Genomic DNA, 14,927 nt, shown 5'->3' on the forward strand with positions numbered 1-14,927 from the left:
TGGGAATCTTAATGCAACCCGCTTTAAGATTCCCGCCTGCGCGGGAATGACGATTATCTTTTAAAATTTAAATTAAGCTAAAATCCACAATGAACACCAAACTAAAAACACTACAAACTATCCATCTTGCTTTATGCTCGGGGGTTTTCCTCTTTGCATTGGTAACCATTTTTCTCAACCGCGAAATCATGTTTTTTGATGCGAACCCTAAAACCACTTCGCCTTTTAATCCAATATTTCCGATTATGGGGTTAATTACCATCTCGGCGAGTATCTTTTTTTACAGAAATTTAATCGCTAAAATTGATAAAGCTGCGCCTGCCGACATAAAAATTAATATGTACCAAAGTGCATTTATCATTAGTTCGGCTTTACTGGAAGGAGGCGCACTTTTCAACATTGTTGGTTTTTTTATGACCCATAATTCATTCTTTTTAATATTTGGCGTTGCTAATTTTATTTTTTTGATACTCAAGAGGCCAACTAAAGATAAATTGATTTCCGCTTTACAATTGCAATACCCCGATACCGAGTCTTTGTAAGCAATTAGCCTTATCTTTGCCCCTCAATGGAATACAATGTTCACACTTTGCCAAACGGCATACGCTTATTGCATGTGCCCGCGGCCTCTGCCATATCTCACGCCTGCATTATCGTCAACACAGGATCGCGCGATGAACCTGAAAACAAAGCGGGTTTAGCACACTTTATTGAGCATTTGATTTTTAAGCGTACCGAAAAACGGAGCACCAACCAGATTTTAAACCGCCTGGAGAGTGTTGGGGCAGACTTAAATGCTTATACCACGAAAGAATATACCTGTGTGCATGCTTCTTTTTTAAATCCATATTTAGACAGAACATTAGATCTTTTCAACGATATCCTGTTTCACTCCACTTTCCCGGAAGAGGAAATGGATAAAGAAAAAAGTGTAATCCTGGATGAGATTTCTTCTTATCTGGATCAACCGGAAGAGGCTATTAATGACGATTTTGAGGACATGCTTTTCGCTGGCCATGCATTGGGCAACAATATTTTGGGCACAACCGAATCCGTTCAGCATTTTACCAGAGCAGATGTCATCAATTTCAGGAAAGCCAATTACCGCACAAACGAAATTGTAGTGGCCGTTTTAGGCAATTACACCTTAAATAGTGTGGTAAATAAAGGAAGCAAACATTTCGCTGATGTTGAAGAGAATAATCCAAACGGAGAAAGGATTAAACCAGGCATAATTGCGCAAAGCAATACCACTATTTATAAGCCAATTACGCAGGCGCACTGCATTTTAGGCACACAGGCCTATTCTACGCACCAATCGCAAAAGGTGCCATTAATGCTGTTGAATAATTATTTCGGCGGCAACGGAATGAGTTCGGTACTAAATCTACAGATCAGAGAGCGGCATGGAATTGCATATACCATCGAATCTAATTTTTCGCCATTAAGCGATACCGGCATTTTTTCGATTTATTTCGGCACCGATAAAGAAAAACAAGCTAAAGCACTCTCTTTAATCTTTAAAGAGATTAAAAAGCTAAGGGAACATCCTTTAAATGAATTACAGCTACAAAAAGCAAAAAACAAATTTATCGGACAGATTGCTTTAGGAGAAGAAAACAGGATTGGTTTAATCATTTCAATGGCTAAAAGCCTCATCGATCACAACAAAATTGATTCTCTGGAAACTGTTTTTGAGAAAATAAATGCCGTTACCACCAAGCAAATGGCAGAAGTTACCGATGAGATTTTAAATATTGAGCAACTGAATATCTTTACTTTCTGCCCAATAGAGGAATAATTCTTATTTTTGTAAAAATAATGCTTTTGCATTGCTTGACTTTTTCGTCATTGCGAGGCACGAAGCAATCCTACAACGATCGCTAGTTACTCTGGCGCATTAAGATTGCTTCGTACCTCGCAATGACGGACGACATAAATATAATACAATGAAATTACCAATAGTAGCTTACGGCGATCCTGTCTTAAAAAAGGTAGGAACCGATATTGATAAAGATTATCCTGAATTAAAACAATTAATCAGCGACATGTTCGACACCATGTATTATGCAAATGGTGTGGGCCTGGCTGCTCCTCAAGTTGGTTTACCTATCCGTTTGTTTATTGTAGACACAGGCGAAGACGAAGATGGCAAACCAGGTTATAAAAAAGTATTTATCAACGCAGAAATTTTGGAAGAAACAGGAGAGGCCTGGAGTTTTAACGAAGGCTGCTTAAGTATTCCAGATATCCGCGAAAACATTATGCGCAAGCCGAATGTGAAGATTACTTATTTTGATGAAAACTGGGTAGAGCATACCGAGGATGTAGATGGAATGGCGGCACGCGTAATCCAGCACGAGTACGATCATATTGAAGGAAAATTATTTACCGATAAGGTAAGCGTGCTCCGTAAAACGATGCTCAAAAGTAAACTGGATGCGATTTCGAAAGGAAATATCAAAACAGATTACAAAATGAAGTTTCCGAATAAAAGCAAAAAAAGATAAGTTTTGATGTAAGATGTTAGGGGGAAAATGGAAACGTTTTCCCTTTTTTTATTTGTGCAATTGACGCAGGCGTCATCCTGAAATGTTTCCCGATCTTTATAACAGCATAGATCCTGAAATAAATTCAGGATGACGAATATCTTAATAAATCATTGTAATGATTGAGTAACTCGGAGTCTTCTCCGCGCAAAAATCCGAACTCCAGACTCCCGACTAATTCGTCCGGCTCTTATCGCCATCAAAAATCTGCTGCATTAGCTTGCCCCAGGCGAAAGGATTAAGCAGGGGATTGGTTTGCACCATATTCTTATTGATCATCCTATCGAAATTATACCGATAGTTTTGGCTGCCGATTTCCTGTCCATCGCGTGGTAAGGTTTGGATCAACCCATCAATTGATGAACGTGAAAGGTTCTTTTTGGCTATGGCCATATCATCATCCGCCAGTTTCATTGATAAAAACTCGCGGGTAAATTCTTCTGTTGTTGCCCATGGAAAAACACGCACCGATGGTAAATCGATCACGTTGGCTTTCAGTTTAACCATTATGGTGTACTTGCTATCCGGTGTGCTTTCAGGAATTACCGTAGAAAACTTTTTGTAACCAATAGCGGTGAACAAGATGGTATCACCAGGCTTTACAATGAAGGTAAAATACCCTCTATAATCGGCACCAACCCTTTTACTCTTCGCAGAAAGGTTGGTGATGGTAACGTAAGGAATAACATTTGAGCTGTCGATATCGGTAATAATCCCAGAAAATTGGATGAGTTTATCCTGTGCCGGCTTTTGTTGTGCAAAAGCGGTAACAGAAAAAATAAGGCAAATTAGGGCAACACAATATCTCATTAAGACAAAAGTAATTTTATTAATAAAACTTCCTTGTTAAATAGTGTTAAAGCTTATTCTTGCTCGGCCATGTTAACGGCAACTACTGAAGTGATCTGAGGAACAGCTTTCATAATGGCTTGTTCGATACCAGATTTCATAGTCATGAAACTCATCGGGCAAGAACCGCAGTTGCCTAAAAGTTTAAGCTTTACTGTTCCTTCAGATGTAATTTCTTCAACAGAAACATCACCTCCATCAGCCTTTAAATACGGCCTAATAGTTTCTAATGCCTGTTCTACTTGTTCTGTTAAATTCATTATATATATTTTAATTTATAAAAATAGTAATTTTTTAGCAATTCACCATTTGCGCATTGTTGATGGATATTTGCTGTGCAATTTTACTTGCAATATCGCCAAATATCACATCCAGCAAAGGATTTTGGTTCAATGCTACCGGTTTGCCTTGATCTCCAGCCTCCGAAATGCTCTGGATAATTGGAATTTCGCCTAAAAATGGCACATCAAAACGTGCAGCAAGTTCAGTACCACCACCTTTTCCGAAGATATAATATTTATTATCCGGCAATTCTGCTGGTGTAAAATACGACATGTTTTCAATAACACCTAAAATCGGGATATTAATCCCTGGCATCCTGAACATCGCTAAACCTTTGTGCGTATCGGCCAGGGCAACCTGCTGAGGTGTAGTAACCACAACCGCCCCTGAAATCGGGAAACTCTGCGTAATGGTGATGTGAATATCGCCAGTTCCCGGTGGAAGATCTACAATCAGATAATCCAGCTCACCCCAGTTGGTATCGTTAAACAATTGTTTTACCGCATTCGATGCCATTGGTCCGCGCCATGGCACTGGCTGCCCCGGATCGGCAAAAAAACCTAAGGATAATAACTTGATCCCGTATTTTTCGATTGGTAAAATTTTCGTTTTACCATCAGCCGTTTCTTCCGCACCTGGCTTGGCATCAACCAGATCGAACATGGTTGGTACAGATGGCCCATAAATATCGGCATCGATAAGGCCCACCTTGGCACCATCTTTAGCCAATACTACAGCCAGATTACTCGCTACCGTAGATTTACCAACGCCTCCTTTTCCGGATGAAACCAAAATGATGTTTTTGATGTTATCTAACGATGATGAATTACTTGGCTGGGTAACCCTCGAAGTTACATTTATGATTACTTCTGCCGTTGGCGATACAAAATGTTTGATGGCATTTGTACAGGCATTTTTTAGCATTTCCTTCATCGGACATGCCGGTGTAGTAAGCTCTAATGTAAAATTGACCTGGTTATCGGTAATCTGTAAATCTTTAATCATGTTTAAAGTAACCAGATCTTTTTTAAGATCGGGATCTTCGACATTTTTAAGCGCATCTAAAACTTGTTGCGGGCTAATCTGCATGGTATTAATTTAAATTCAAAATTAACAAAACATAGCCACAAATACTTTTATTTAGGCTTTTTAACTGTAATTTTAACACGAAATAAACATTTAATTGTTACGTTTAAGCAATTAACCATTTTAACGACTATATGCGAATACCAAAAATTAAGATCCCCAAAAAATATTTAAAAATCGGAGCCTGGGTTTTAGGTGTTTTTTTAGTTGTTTGTATTGCTTTAGGTGCAGTTGCCTATAGCAAAAGGGAAGCACTTCTTAAAAAAATGGTGGCCAAAGCAATTGCTAAAGCCGACAAGGATTATGGTTTGGAGGTTAAAATCGGATCGGCTGGTTTTACCGGACTCAGCACCGTAAAAATGACCAATATTTCTGTTGTTCCGAAAGACAGAGATACCCTTTCAAATATTGGGGAACTCAGTGTAGGCGTAAAACTATTCCCGCTTATTTTTGGTAAAGTAAAACTCTCAGAAGTAAAACTGAACAATGGTTTTGTAAGCGTAGTGCTTAAAGATTCTACCACAAACATCGATTTCATCTTAAAAAGAAAGAAAAAAGACAGTACCCAAACCAATGCAAAAGCCAATTTACCAGAAATAGCCAGTAACATTTTAAATCAGGTTTTATATAAAATCCCTGATGATATGGACGTAAAAAACATGGTTTTTAAATTAAACGACCATGATACAGCCAAATTGAGTTTTGCAACTACTGCCACAATTGATGGCGGTGACCTAAAATCAACCATTGATGTGAATGGTCATGAATCTACCTGGCATGTAGATGGTTATGTAAACCCAGGAAGCAAAGAATTAAGCTTTACGGCTTATGCCGATGGAAAAAAGCTGGAATTACCTTACCTCAATAACAAACTCCACGCAAAAATCAGTTTTGATACTTTGCAAACCGAGTTAAAAAATGCGAAATACAGTGGTGATGATTATAAGATTTCAGGCTCATGGTCGGTTAAAAACATGTTGATTAATCAGCCCCGCATTGCGTCAAACGATATCATTGTCCAAAACGCAAAACTGGATGCCGATATTTTAGTGGGACCTAATTACATTGCTTTAGACAGCACTTCAACGGCTTACCTCAAAAATGCACAGATCCATCCTTTTGTTAAATATACTTTAGGAAAGAATAAAATATATGAATTAAAACTAAATGCCGAAGAGCAGGACGCACAAGGGGTTTTAGATGCTTTTCCGCAAGGTTTGTTCGAATCGCTTGAAGGCTTAAAAGTACAGGGTAAGGTTAAATATAACCTGAATTTTTATTTAGACACTAAAATACCAGATAGTGTCCGTTTTAGCTCTACATTAACACCGGTTAATTTCAAAATTGTACAATGGGGCAAAACCAATCTGCAAAAAATCAACAGTCCGTTTGTTTATACACCTTACGAGTATGGCAAACCGATGCGCGATATTACCATAGGGCCATCAAACTCAAATTTTACCCCTTTATCGTCGATATCTAAAAACTTTATCAATGCGGTTTTAACGGCAGAAGATCCTTCATTTTTTACACATAATGGTTTTGTTGAAGAATCGATCCGTAAATCTATCGCCGTAAACTTTAAAGAAAAGAAATTTAAACGCGGTGGCAGTACCATCAGTATGCAGCTGGTTAAAAACGTTTATTTAAGCCGTCAAAAAACATTGGCCCGTAAAGCTGAAGAAATTTTAATTGTTTGGCTTATCGAACACAATCACCTGGTAAGCAAGCAACGGATGCTGGAGGTATATTTCAACATTATGGAACTTGGTCAGAATATTTATGGAATAGGTGAGGCTTCGCGCTATTATTTCGGAAAACAACCTGCCGATTTAACCATCGGTGATGGATTATTCCTGGCGAGTATTGTACCTAAGCCCAAAGCATCTATGTACAAATTCATGGCCGATGGCAGTTTGAAACCTTACATGTTCAACTACTTCAGGTTCATGGGAAATATCATGGCAAGAAGAGGTCTGGTTGCAAGTGATACTTCGGGTTATGGCTTTTATAACGTCCGTTTAAGAGAAGGTTTACGCCGGTATTTAGCACCTGATACAGCTGTTATTGACACAACTGTATTCGATGATGATGAAGATGGCTTGCCACCGGTAATTGTACAGGATAAAAACAAAAGTTTATTCGATCGTATTTTTGGTGGTGGATCTAAAAAAGATACTTCCAGCAAACAGATAAGCAACCCAGCTGATACGGGTAAAACCAAAAAACAGCTAAGGCAGGAGCGAAGGGAAGAACGAAGAAGACAAAAGGAACTGGAGAAGGCGCAGCAGTAACCAATTGGCGATTGGCAGTCCGCAGTTGAATCAAAGGATTAAACAATTAACCAAATCAAGTTGATCTCAGCAATTCAACAATAAGACAATTAACAATAACCTTACATCACAAATGCACAAAATAAAAGTAGAGGATAAAGAGTTCGAGATATTTTTAGAGAATGACACCTTAAACAAAAGGATCCGTTTGCTGGGCATCCAGATGAACGTTGACTACGAGGGCAAATGCCCCTTGTTTATTGGTGTGCTAAATGGCAGTTTCCTGTTTATGGCCGACCTGATCAAAGAAATTGATGTGCCCTGCGAAGTTGCTTTTATGCGTGTGGCTTCCTACGAAGGAACAGCGAGCTCGGGAAATGTAAAAGAATTAATCGGACTGCCAGATAACATTGAAGACAGAGATATTATCATAGTGGAAGATATTGTTGATACAGGCCTAACCTTAACGCATATTTTAAAAACGATAAAAGAAAAAAATCCGGCTTCGGTTAAAGTAGCTTCGCTTTTACTTAAGCCAAGTGCTTTAAAATATGAAATTGAAGAACTGGAATACGTTGGTTTTGAAATACCTAACGAGTTTGTAGTGGGCTACGGACTGGATTATAATGGCCTGGGTAGAAACCTGACAGATATTTACAGAGCAACGGGCGCATAATTTTTAGATTGGATTAATTTATTTTTCGCACCTTTGCCCAATAATTTCTAAAACAATGACCATACATAAAGAAGGCTACACCACCATTGCCTTAAGCATCTTGTTTATCTTCGTAATCAACGCGGTAGTCGATTATAAATATCACGACATCACCTGGTTACGCTGGTTCATTTACATTTTTTCAGCTGCATTATTTATTATTGTGTTGCAGTTTTTCCGCAACCCGAGCCGCAGCTTTTCTTCAGGCGAAAACCTGGTGATCTGCCCGGCAGATGGTAAAGTTGTCGTAATAGAAGAAACAGAAGAAGGTGAATATTTTAAAGATAAACGTTTACAGGTTTCGATTTTTATGTCGCCAATAAATGTTCACATTAACCGTAATCCGATTTCGGGTGTGGTGAAGTTCTTCAAATATCACCCGGGAAAATATCTGGCTGCATGGAATCCAAAATCCTCAACGGAGAACGAACGCACGACAACTGTCGTAGAACATAAAAATGGTACGCCTGTATTGTTCCGTCAAATTGCCGGCGCTCTTGCCCGTAGAATTGTATGGTATGTAAAAGAAGGAGATCAGGTGGTACAAGCTGAACAATTCGGTTTCATTAAATTCGGATCGAGGGTTGATGTATTTTTGCCTGTAGGCACAAAAGTGAACGTAGAACTTAACCAGGTTGTAAAGGGTGGTATCACTACCCTGGCGACTTTAAGTTAAGGATACAATATTTTAAAAAAAGCCGGTTTAGTGAATGCTAAATCGGCTTTTTTGTTTTTACCTTGCTTTCCAAAAAAGTAATTTCTTTATTAGCCCAACATGGCCATACTTATAGCACTTTCATTAATTAAAGCGGTGGTCTGTGGAGGAACAGACCACGGGATCAGACCTGATAGATTTTAATCAGTAGCATCATTACCCACCTCTTCGTTCGTGCCTGCAGGAGCTGGTCTATCGCTAATTAAACGCTGAGTAGGGTAGGCGAAATCTGATTTATTCCGGATAACGATATCCATAATTTCCAGATTGATTTCCTGCCTGATTTTAAGGAATTCGGCATATTCCAACACTGTTACAAAATAGTTAACTTCTACATTCAAACCAGAGTCGCCAAAGCTTTTAAATGAAGCATTGCCATCATCACTGGTACCCTGATGACTGTTGATGTAACTTTCTATTTCGCTAATGATTTTTCTGAGTGAAGCTGAATTGGTTTCGTAGGTAAGACCGATAATAAAAGATACTTTCCGCGAGTTTCTTAGTGAAAGATTTTCTAAAACACCATCAATCATCCCTCTATTGGGGATCGTAGCCATGGTTTTTTCGGAAGTTCTGATCCTTGTACTCCTGAAACCAACCTTTTCAACCGTGCCTTCCACACCGTCAACCTTTACCAGGTCGCCAACGGTAAATGGTTTATCTAAAAAGATGGTGAACGAACCTATTAAGTTCTCTAAACTCTCTTTAGCGGCCAAAGCAATGGCAATACCACCAATACCCAATCCGGTAATCAGCGTCAATACATTAACCTCGAAAACAAAACCCAGAAGGGTGAAAAAACCGATAAAGATTACGATTGTTTTAAACAGTTCCTTTAAAAAGGGAACCAATTGATCGTCGGCCTTATTATCGGTAAGCGAAGCTTTATATAACAAAACGTGACTAATGAAGTCGATTATCCTTAAAATAATCCAAAAAACAGACAGGATGATCCCAAACAAAAATATCCGGTCGACACAATCTCCAATGGTTACGGGTATTAATTCTTTAACCTTACCAATTAATTTGCTATAATGGAATACAGCTACCTCTAAGGGATGTTTTAACTGGTTGATGGAAAGATAAAGTGTAGTTAACAGAATAAAAACCTCAATAGGTTTTACCAGTAAGGCAACGAAAGCATCGTTATGCGATTGATTGGAAAAGTTTTTAAAAAGCTTAAACAGCAACCTGCTTAACAGCTTAGAAACAATATTTTTGAAAACTAAGCCTAAAAAAAGTATCCCTCCGAAAAGGAAATAGGCTTTTACGGTGTTACCCCAAAAAACTTGGTCGAAAAAAGCAGAATCTAACATTTAACAAAGGTACAAACAAAAAAACCTCCACGAAATTAATCGTGAAGGCTATATCTTATAATAAAGAGTATTATTTTCTCAAAGATTTGATACGAGCAGCTTTACCAGTTAAAGCACGTAAATAGAACAATTTCGCTCTACGAACTTTACCATAGCTATTCACTTCTACTTTCTCAATGTTTGGAGAACTAAAAGGGAAAATACGCTCAACACCAACGCCGTTGCTCATTTTACGAACGGTGAAGGTTTCATTAGCACCTGCACTGTTACGTTGTATTACAACACCTTGGTAAATTTGAACACGTTCTTTATTACCTTCGCGAATTTTATAGTGTACGCTCACTGTATCGCCAGACTTGAACGCAGGAAAATCTTTTTTCGCGATGGCCTGCTCTTCAACAAATTTTACTAAATCCATGATTTTAAGCTATTAAACCAACTTTCTTTACCTTGAAAATCGGATTGCAATATTAGGGATTTTTTTTCATATAAAAAAACCTATTTTAATTTTTTCCACAATCTTTATGAATTCCACATTCGATTGTGTTAAATGCTTCTATTCCAAAAGGTCAGCAGGGCACTTATTCGCCAGCTTATTGCGAAATTTAGCCAATAATATTCTGCGCTAAATTATTTACCCACTGCTCGTTTATGTGTGTATGGCACAGTTGGGCAATGTTTCTTCTGCTTTAATAATTTTTTCCAAAATAGTATCCCGGCTTTCTTCTACTCCTTCATCGTGAGGGGATATATGCAGTTCTTTAAGGTTTTTTAAATCTTTTAAAACCCATATATCTTCTAACCTGATTTTAGTTCTCCAGATATCAAGGTATTCCAAATCGGTTAGTTTGTTCAGATAGGGCAGGCACGCTTTAGTAATATTTTCATGTTTCATGAGCGTTAAATGCTTAAGCTGCTTAACCGTGCTGATCAATTTCACGCCCTCATCGGTTACCCTCGTTTCTTTCAGATAAACGCTCCCCATAACCGAAACTTTTGCAAAAAGCATGGCCAAATACTCATCATCAACCAACGAATCGATGCTGGTAAAACCAGGCAGCTCAGCAGGAATGTTTTTTCGCTTCGGTAATTTGCCCAAAATGCCACCAGAACTGTTTTTCCGCTCCTTTGAGTTTCATTACTTAGCCTTATTCTTCATAGACGCCGTAGCCTACGGTACCCGATTTATCTTTTTCATTAGCCGAGGTTACAAAATTAAGTTTAGATCCCTTTATGCTCCATACACTCGTGGTTATTGTTTCCCCGTCAACATCTTCTTTAATCACTTTAGCTTTGTATCCTTTATCTTTTAGCTCCATCTCGATAAAAACATTATTTGGTGCGCCAGCATAAATGCAACTTACTCCTGTGGTTTTATTTTGTTTGTTGTAATTCACACCAACCAAATCGAACTGCGAACTAAAGGTAAATATTTCATTGGTGTCATCATCATAACCTTTGTCTACCTCTCCCTTTTTAAACCCTTTATCCTTCATAAACGAGTCGACGTTTCCCCTTGTCGTTTTGTAATACACATCGTAAATGAGGGCCAGCTTTTTATTCTCAAATTTTATCTGACTAAAGGCTACGGTTCCCTGAAATAAAAACAATAGCAATATTATATTTTTCATATCTATTTTATTTTTAGTGAAATAAAGCGTTATTGTGTAATTTCTTTTCCTGTTTTATCCATCGAGCCCCATCTGCCATTTAACCTAAAAATGGCTGCCCCATTTTTAAATTCACCAACCGCATCATACTTTATTGGAATCACTTCTTCGCCTGTTTTACTGATAAAACCTTCTTTTCCATTAAGCCCGGCTTTGGCTAAGCCCCCCTCAAAGTCGCTGATAAACCTGTATTTAAAAGGAATAATTTCATTCCCGTTTTTGTCAATGGCGCCATAAACTTTATTCCGTTCAACCGGCGCAACCCCGTCCGAAAAATCTTTAACATAGTCGTATTTAAATTTGGTAATTTCTTTACCTGTTTTATCTATAAAAGCCCATTTGTCTTTTAGCTTAACACCCGCAAAACCATCTTTAAAAGAATTTACGCCCTCATACTTTAGGGCTGTAATTTCCTTGCCTGCCGGGTCAACAAAACCATATTTATCGTTTAATCTTACCCAGGCAAATCCTCCATAAAAATCAAAGGCAACATCGTATTTTATGGCTGTGATTTCTTTACCTGTTTTATCGATATAACCTTCTTTCCCATTTAGTTCAACCTTACCAAAACCTTCTTTAAAATAAGTAGCGTTATCGTATTTAAAAGGAATGATTACTTTACCTGTTTTATCGATAAAACCAAATTTTCCATTTTGTTTAACAGCAATCAAACCTTCCTCGAAACTTCGGCTATCCTCATATATTAATGGGATAACTACTTTTCCGCTTTCATCGATGAAACCATGTTTTCCATTCAGTTTAACGTTTATTATGCCTTCTTTAAAACTATAGCCAACCTCATCGTAAGTAAAAGGAACAACTTCCTTTCCGGTTCTGTCTATAAATCCGTATTTGCCTTTATCGTTTCGTTTGGATTTTAAATTTTGTGCATAACCTGTAATACCCAGTGTACACAGCAATGCTGTAGCGATTAATTGTCTCATTTTCATTAATTTAGAGGATGGATTAATTTGTTAAGCTAAAGTATATGAAAGATACGCCGGCAGGAATACCCAGTAAAGGGTATATTTACAGATACAGAATTTACTGAAACGGCTAAAGTTTAGCGATGGGATGGGATATTGATCTGAATAATCGTGCCTTCGTTTTTAACGCTACTGATTTCGAAATTACCCTTGTAATAATTCACCCGCTTTTCGATGTTTTCGAGGCCAAAACCTTTACTTGTTTTCTGCAGATCGAAGCCGAGCCCATCATCGGTAAATTGAAAATGGTAGTTTTTGGGATATTTATAAAGCTCGATGGTAATTAACTCCGCATTACCATGTTTAATGGCATTGTTTATTACCTCCAGGGTGATAAGGTATACATCATAAATCCATTTTTCATCAATTTTATCAGGAAAATCATAACAAAAAAGCTCAATTTTTGCATCTGTTAAACCCGCATTTAAACTTGAAATCTGGCTTTGCAGACTTGACACCAATGCCCCTTCATCAAGTGCTTTTGGCAGTATTTTATGAGATATCTCTCTGATGTCTTCAGCCAGTTCATTTATGGTTTGTTTGGCAAGTCCAACATTTCTCATGTCGAAGAGGTGGATAATGTGCGCGATCTTACTCCCTACATTGTCGTGAATGATATTGGCGATATTTCTCCGCTCACGGAGCTGAACTTCACTAATGGCCCTTAATGAGCTTTCCTTTTCGAATATAACCTCCTGCATCAGCTCGTTGTTCTTCAAAAAAATATCGATATAATTTCTCGATAAAATGTATCCGAATAAAAATACCTCATAGAGACTGATAAATAACATCCAGTTATCGCCCAGTGATTGTGGAATAATTTCAAATGTTTTTAAAATTAAACATGCGCCCCAAACAAGTTGCGGAACAAAGGCAAGAAGCGCGTAAACGGCCTGGGTTTTTTCTATTTTTAGGTGTGCCACTGCCGACCAGAAAAGTATGAATATTGAAGCCAGGAATATGATGTAGCCCAGCACAAAAAAGTAACGGAACTCAACATCTTTATAAAGCACCAATAACGAAACCGAAATTAAAATCAGCAAAAAGTTTATGCCTCCGAGTGCTATAATTAATTTATGCTTAACGGGCTGATTTTCTTTGAGCTTTAAAAAATGTCCAAGGAAAATACTCAGGGCAATGTACCAAAGTGCCCCGGTGTAAACCCGGCCCTCGCTAAAAAACCTAAACTCCGGAAATAAAACATGCTTGGCAAAGTTGGTTGTAATTGCCGTGTAAAATGCAGTTAATATGGAATAGCCAATGTAATAAACATACAGCCTGTCCTTCGTCATCAAAAATAATATTGCATTGATCATGAGCAGCAAAAAGACGATGCCAATAAAAAAGGAAGTCAGCGCTGTTTTTCTTGATGACTTAGCTTCAAGGTAATCCTGATTTTCAAGGCTGTAGGAAAAATCTAAATAGGAGGTCACTTTTTTAACCCTAACCCAGACTAACCTTTCTTCGTTTGGCTGCAGATTAAGCTCGAATGCCAGGGTTTCGATAAAAGGGCTTTTGCCAACCGTCCTATCACCAATGGTTTTAATTACTTTACCATCATAAAGGCTCAGGCTATCGATATGGTTATTGTTAAAACATAGCCATGTTTTTGTGCTTTGTGAAGTGTTTACATTTTTTACAATGAACCTGCACCATACCGCTGCATCTCTGTTGTAGCCGATGTTAATTTTGTCGTTTTGCTTAAATGCATGAAATTTTTGTTGCTGAAGAAGGTCGATCGTCCACGATGAGTTTTGGTCTACGGCATAGCTGGAAACTACCGATACTGATTTGCTTGTGGTTTGTGCCCGGGAGAATAGCGGGAATAGCAGAAAGCTAATCAAGTAGATTATTCTCATGAGCAAATTTAATGAGCGAACTACTGTTATTAATTTCCAGCTTCCGGTGGATATTCTTCCGATGGGTAGTTACGGTGGTGATGCTGATAAACAGTACTTCAGCAATTTCCTTACTGGTTAATCCTTTGATGATTAACTTAATAATCTCTTTCTCCTGTTTAGATATCCGGAATTTATTAACGATTGAACCATCAATGGCACTGTATACACTCTCGCCTTTTTTATAAATCTTATTGGTATAAAACTCCCTGTTTTTGTTTGATTCGATAATACTGATCAGCTCCTCGGCAGGTGTTTCTTTTTTCAGGAAAGCATTTACACCCAATTTCTTTGCCTTTTGAATCAGAAAATCCTCGTAATAAGCAGTGAGTACAATTATTTTGGTGTTTTTCAGCTGAAGTTTGAGTTCTTCAATCAATACAAACCCATCAAAGTGGTTAATATTTAGATCACAGATGAACACATCAGCATGGTTTTGCATTAAATGGTTTCTGCAAGAATGCGCATCACTAAATTTAAAAATGTCGTAGTTATTCCCCGTATTTTTAAGCAATTCGGAAATGCCATTTAAAAAAAGTAAATGGTCATCACAAATAACAATCTGTTTGGGCATATGATCGGGACTAG

16 protein-coding genes are annotated in these 14,927 nt (G+C 37.9%); 6 read left to right on the forward strand and 10 right to left on the reverse strand.

All coding sequences use genetic code 11. The annotated features are described in order from the left end of the window. Positions 1 to 89: 89 nt before the first annotated feature. The 3 genes from AC07YT_RS04270 (at position 90) to def (ending at position 2,510) form a co-directional block, all read left to right on the forward strand. Entirely contained in the window at positions 90 to 542 is a 453-nt protein-coding gene (locus AC07YT_RS04270) for a hypothetical protein (RefSeq protein ID WP_086548423.1), read from the forward strand. Positions 543 to 568: 26 nt separating this feature from the next. Then, positions 569 to 1,801 carry a M16 family metallopeptidase gene (locus AC07YT_RS04275; RefSeq protein ID WP_086548424.1) on the forward strand — a complete coding sequence of 411 codons (1,233 nt, stop codon included), beginning with the start codon at positions 569 to 571 and terminating at the stop codon, positions 1,799 to 1,801. Between the two features lie 148 nt (positions 1,802 to 1,949). After that, complete coding sequence (gene def / locus AC07YT_RS04280; protein ID WP_086548425.1) at positions 1,950 to 2,510, forward strand: peptide deformylase; 561 nt, start codon at positions 1,950 to 1,952, stop codon at positions 2,508 to 2,510. A gap of 213 nt (positions 2,511 to 2,723) precedes the next feature. Here def and AC07YT_RS04285 read toward each other — a convergent pair whose 3' ends face one another. The 3 genes from AC07YT_RS04285 to AC07YT_RS04295 are packed head-to-tail and all read right to left on the reverse strand — an operon-like array spanning position 2,724 to position 4,769. Next, the gene (locus tag AC07YT_RS04285; RefSeq protein ID WP_086548426.1) at positions 2,724 to 3,359 is read right to left on the reverse strand and encodes a peptidase associated/transthyretin-like domain-containing protein; all 636 of its coding nucleotides are present in this window, start codon (positions 3,357 to 3,359) and stop codon (positions 2,724 to 2,726) included. Between the two features lie 53 nt (positions 3,360 to 3,412). Beyond that, positions 3,413 to 3,658 (reverse strand): NifU family protein, encoded by a 246-nt coding sequence (locus AC07YT_RS04290; RefSeq protein WP_025141622.1) that lies wholly within the window; start codon positions 3,656 to 3,658, stop codon positions 3,413 to 3,415. Positions 3,659 to 3,692: 34 nt separating this feature from the next. Then, entirely contained in the window at positions 3,693 to 4,769 is a 1,077-nt protein-coding gene (locus AC07YT_RS04295) for an Mrp/NBP35 family ATP-binding protein (protein WP_086548427.1), read from the reverse strand. Between the two features lie 131 nt (positions 4,770 to 4,900). Here AC07YT_RS04295 and AC07YT_RS04300 point away from each other — a divergent pair, with 131 nt between their 5' ends. The 3 genes from AC07YT_RS04300 (at position 4,901) to AC07YT_RS04310 (ending at position 8,430) form a co-directional block, all read left to right on the forward strand. After that, positions 4,901 to 7,060 carry a transglycosylase domain-containing protein gene (locus AC07YT_RS04300; protein ID WP_086548428.1) on the forward strand — a complete coding sequence of 720 codons (2,160 nt, stop codon included), beginning with the start codon at positions 4,901 to 4,903 and terminating at the stop codon, positions 7,058 to 7,060. Positions 7,061 to 7,172: 112 nt separating this feature from the next. Then, positions 7,173 to 7,715, forward strand: a complete 543-nt coding sequence (hpt, locus tag AC07YT_RS04305) for a hypoxanthine phosphoribosyltransferase (protein WP_086548429.1) — start codon at positions 7,173 to 7,175, stop codon at positions 7,713 to 7,715. 55 nt (positions 7,716 to 7,770) lie between these two features. Next, positions 7,771 to 8,430 (forward strand): phosphatidylserine decarboxylase family protein, encoded by a 660-nt coding sequence (locus AC07YT_RS04310; RefSeq protein WP_086548430.1) that lies wholly within the window; start codon positions 7,771 to 7,773, stop codon positions 8,428 to 8,430. 179 nt (positions 8,431 to 8,609) lie between these two features. On the opposite strand, the gene AC07YT_RS04315 is transcribed toward AC07YT_RS04310, so the two are convergent. The 7 genes from AC07YT_RS04315 to AC07YT_RS04345 form a co-directional block, all read right to left on the reverse strand. Further along, on the reverse strand, positions 8,610 to 9,785 hold the full coding sequence (locus AC07YT_RS04315) for a mechanosensitive ion channel family protein (RefSeq protein WP_086548431.1): 1,176 nt from the start codon (positions 9,783 to 9,785) through the stop codon (positions 8,610 to 8,612). Between the two features lie 70 nt (positions 9,786 to 9,855). After that, on the reverse strand, positions 9,856 to 10,203 hold the full coding sequence (gene rplS / locus AC07YT_RS04320; protein ID WP_057930964.1) for a 50S ribosomal protein L19: 348 nt from the start codon (positions 10,201 to 10,203) through the stop codon (positions 9,856 to 9,858). Positions 10,204 to 10,434: 231 nt separating this feature from the next. Next, positions 10,435 to 10,884, reverse strand: coding sequence for a hypothetical protein (locus tag AC07YT_RS04325; protein ID WP_494945179.1), 450 nt, complete (start codon positions 10,882 to 10,884; stop codon positions 10,435 to 10,437). Between the two features lie 49 nt (positions 10,885 to 10,933). Then, positions 10,934 to 11,416, reverse strand: coding sequence for a hypothetical protein (locus tag AC07YT_RS04330; RefSeq protein WP_086548432.1), 483 nt, complete (start codon positions 11,414 to 11,416; stop codon positions 10,934 to 10,936). Between the two features lie 29 nt (positions 11,417 to 11,445). Next, the gene (locus tag AC07YT_RS04335; RefSeq protein WP_494945180.1) at positions 11,446 to 12,399 is read right to left on the reverse strand and encodes a WG repeat-containing protein; all 954 of its coding nucleotides are present in this window, start codon (positions 12,397 to 12,399) and stop codon (positions 11,446 to 11,448) included. A gap of 119 nt (positions 12,400 to 12,518) precedes the next feature. Further along, positions 12,519 to 14,300 carry a sensor histidine kinase gene (locus tag AC07YT_RS04340; RefSeq protein ID WP_086548434.1) on the reverse strand — a complete coding sequence of 594 codons (1,782 nt, stop codon included), beginning with the start codon at positions 14,298 to 14,300 and terminating at the stop codon, positions 12,519 to 12,521. Continuing rightward, positions 14,278 to 14,913 carry a response regulator gene (locus AC07YT_RS04345; protein WP_086548435.1) on the reverse strand — a complete coding sequence of 212 codons (636 nt, stop codon included), beginning with the start codon at positions 14,911 to 14,913 and terminating at the stop codon, positions 14,278 to 14,280. Before AC07YT_RS04345 ends, AC07YT_RS04340 begins: the two co-directional genes overlap by 23 nt. Between the last annotated feature and the right edge of the window lie 14 nt (positions 14,914 to 14,927).

Source organism: Pedobacter sp. GW460-11-11-14-TSB4, assembly GCF_059423705.1.

Excerpts from the sequence above, each read along its gene's own strand:
- AC07YT_RS04270 (WP_086548423.1), top strand. The coding sequence starts at position 90 with ATGAACACCAAACTAAAAACACTACAAACTATCCATCTTGCTTTATGC.
- rplS (WP_057930964.1), bottom strand. The coding sequence starts at position 10,203 with ATGGATTTAGTAAAATTTGTTGAAGAGCAGGCCATCGCGAAAAAAGAT.
- AC07YT_RS04330 (WP_086548432.1), bottom strand. The coding sequence starts at position 11,416 with ATGAAAAATATAATATTGCTATTGTTTTTATTTCAGGGAACCGTAGCC.
- AC07YT_RS04315 (WP_086548431.1), bottom strand. The coding sequence starts at position 9,785 with ATGTTAGATTCTGCTTTTTTCGACCAAGTTTTTTGGGGTAACACCGTA.
- AC07YT_RS04295 (WP_086548427.1), bottom strand. The coding sequence starts at position 4,769 with ATGCAGATTAGCCCGCAACAAGTTTTAGATGCGCTTAAAAATGTCGAA.
- AC07YT_RS04285 (WP_086548426.1), bottom strand. The coding sequence starts at position 3,359 with ATGAGATATTGTGTTGCCCTAATTTGCCTTATTTTTTCTGTTACCGCT.
- hpt (WP_086548429.1), top strand. The coding sequence starts at position 7,173 with ATGCACAAAATAAAAGTAGAGGATAAAGAGTTCGAGATATTTTTAGAG.
- AC07YT_RS04335 (WP_494945180.1), bottom strand. The coding sequence starts at position 12,399 with ATGAGACAATTAATCGCTACAGCATTGCTGTGTACACTGGGTATTACA.
- AC07YT_RS04345 (WP_086548435.1), bottom strand. The coding sequence starts at position 14,913 with ATGCCCAAACAGATTGTTATTTGTGATGACCATTTACTTTTTTTAAAT.
- AC07YT_RS04275 (WP_086548424.1), top strand. The coding sequence starts at position 569 with ATGGAATACAATGTTCACACTTTGCCAAACGGCATACGCTTATTGCAT.
- AC07YT_RS04310 (WP_086548430.1), top strand. The coding sequence starts at position 7,771 with ATGACCATACATAAAGAAGGCTACACCACCATTGCCTTAAGCATCTTG.
- def (WP_086548425.1), top strand. The coding sequence starts at position 1,950 with ATGAAATTACCAATAGTAGCTTACGGCGATCCTGTCTTAAAAAAGGTA.
- AC07YT_RS04340 (WP_086548434.1), bottom strand. The coding sequence starts at position 14,300 with ATGAGAATAATCTACTTGATTAGCTTTCTGCTATTCCCGCTATTCTCC.
- AC07YT_RS04290 (WP_025141622.1), bottom strand. The coding sequence starts at position 3,658 with ATGAATTTAACAGAACAAGTAGAACAGGCATTAGAAACTATTAGGCCG.
- AC07YT_RS04300 (WP_086548428.1), top strand. The coding sequence starts at position 4,901 with ATGCGAATACCAAAAATTAAGATCCCCAAAAAATATTTAAAAATCGGA.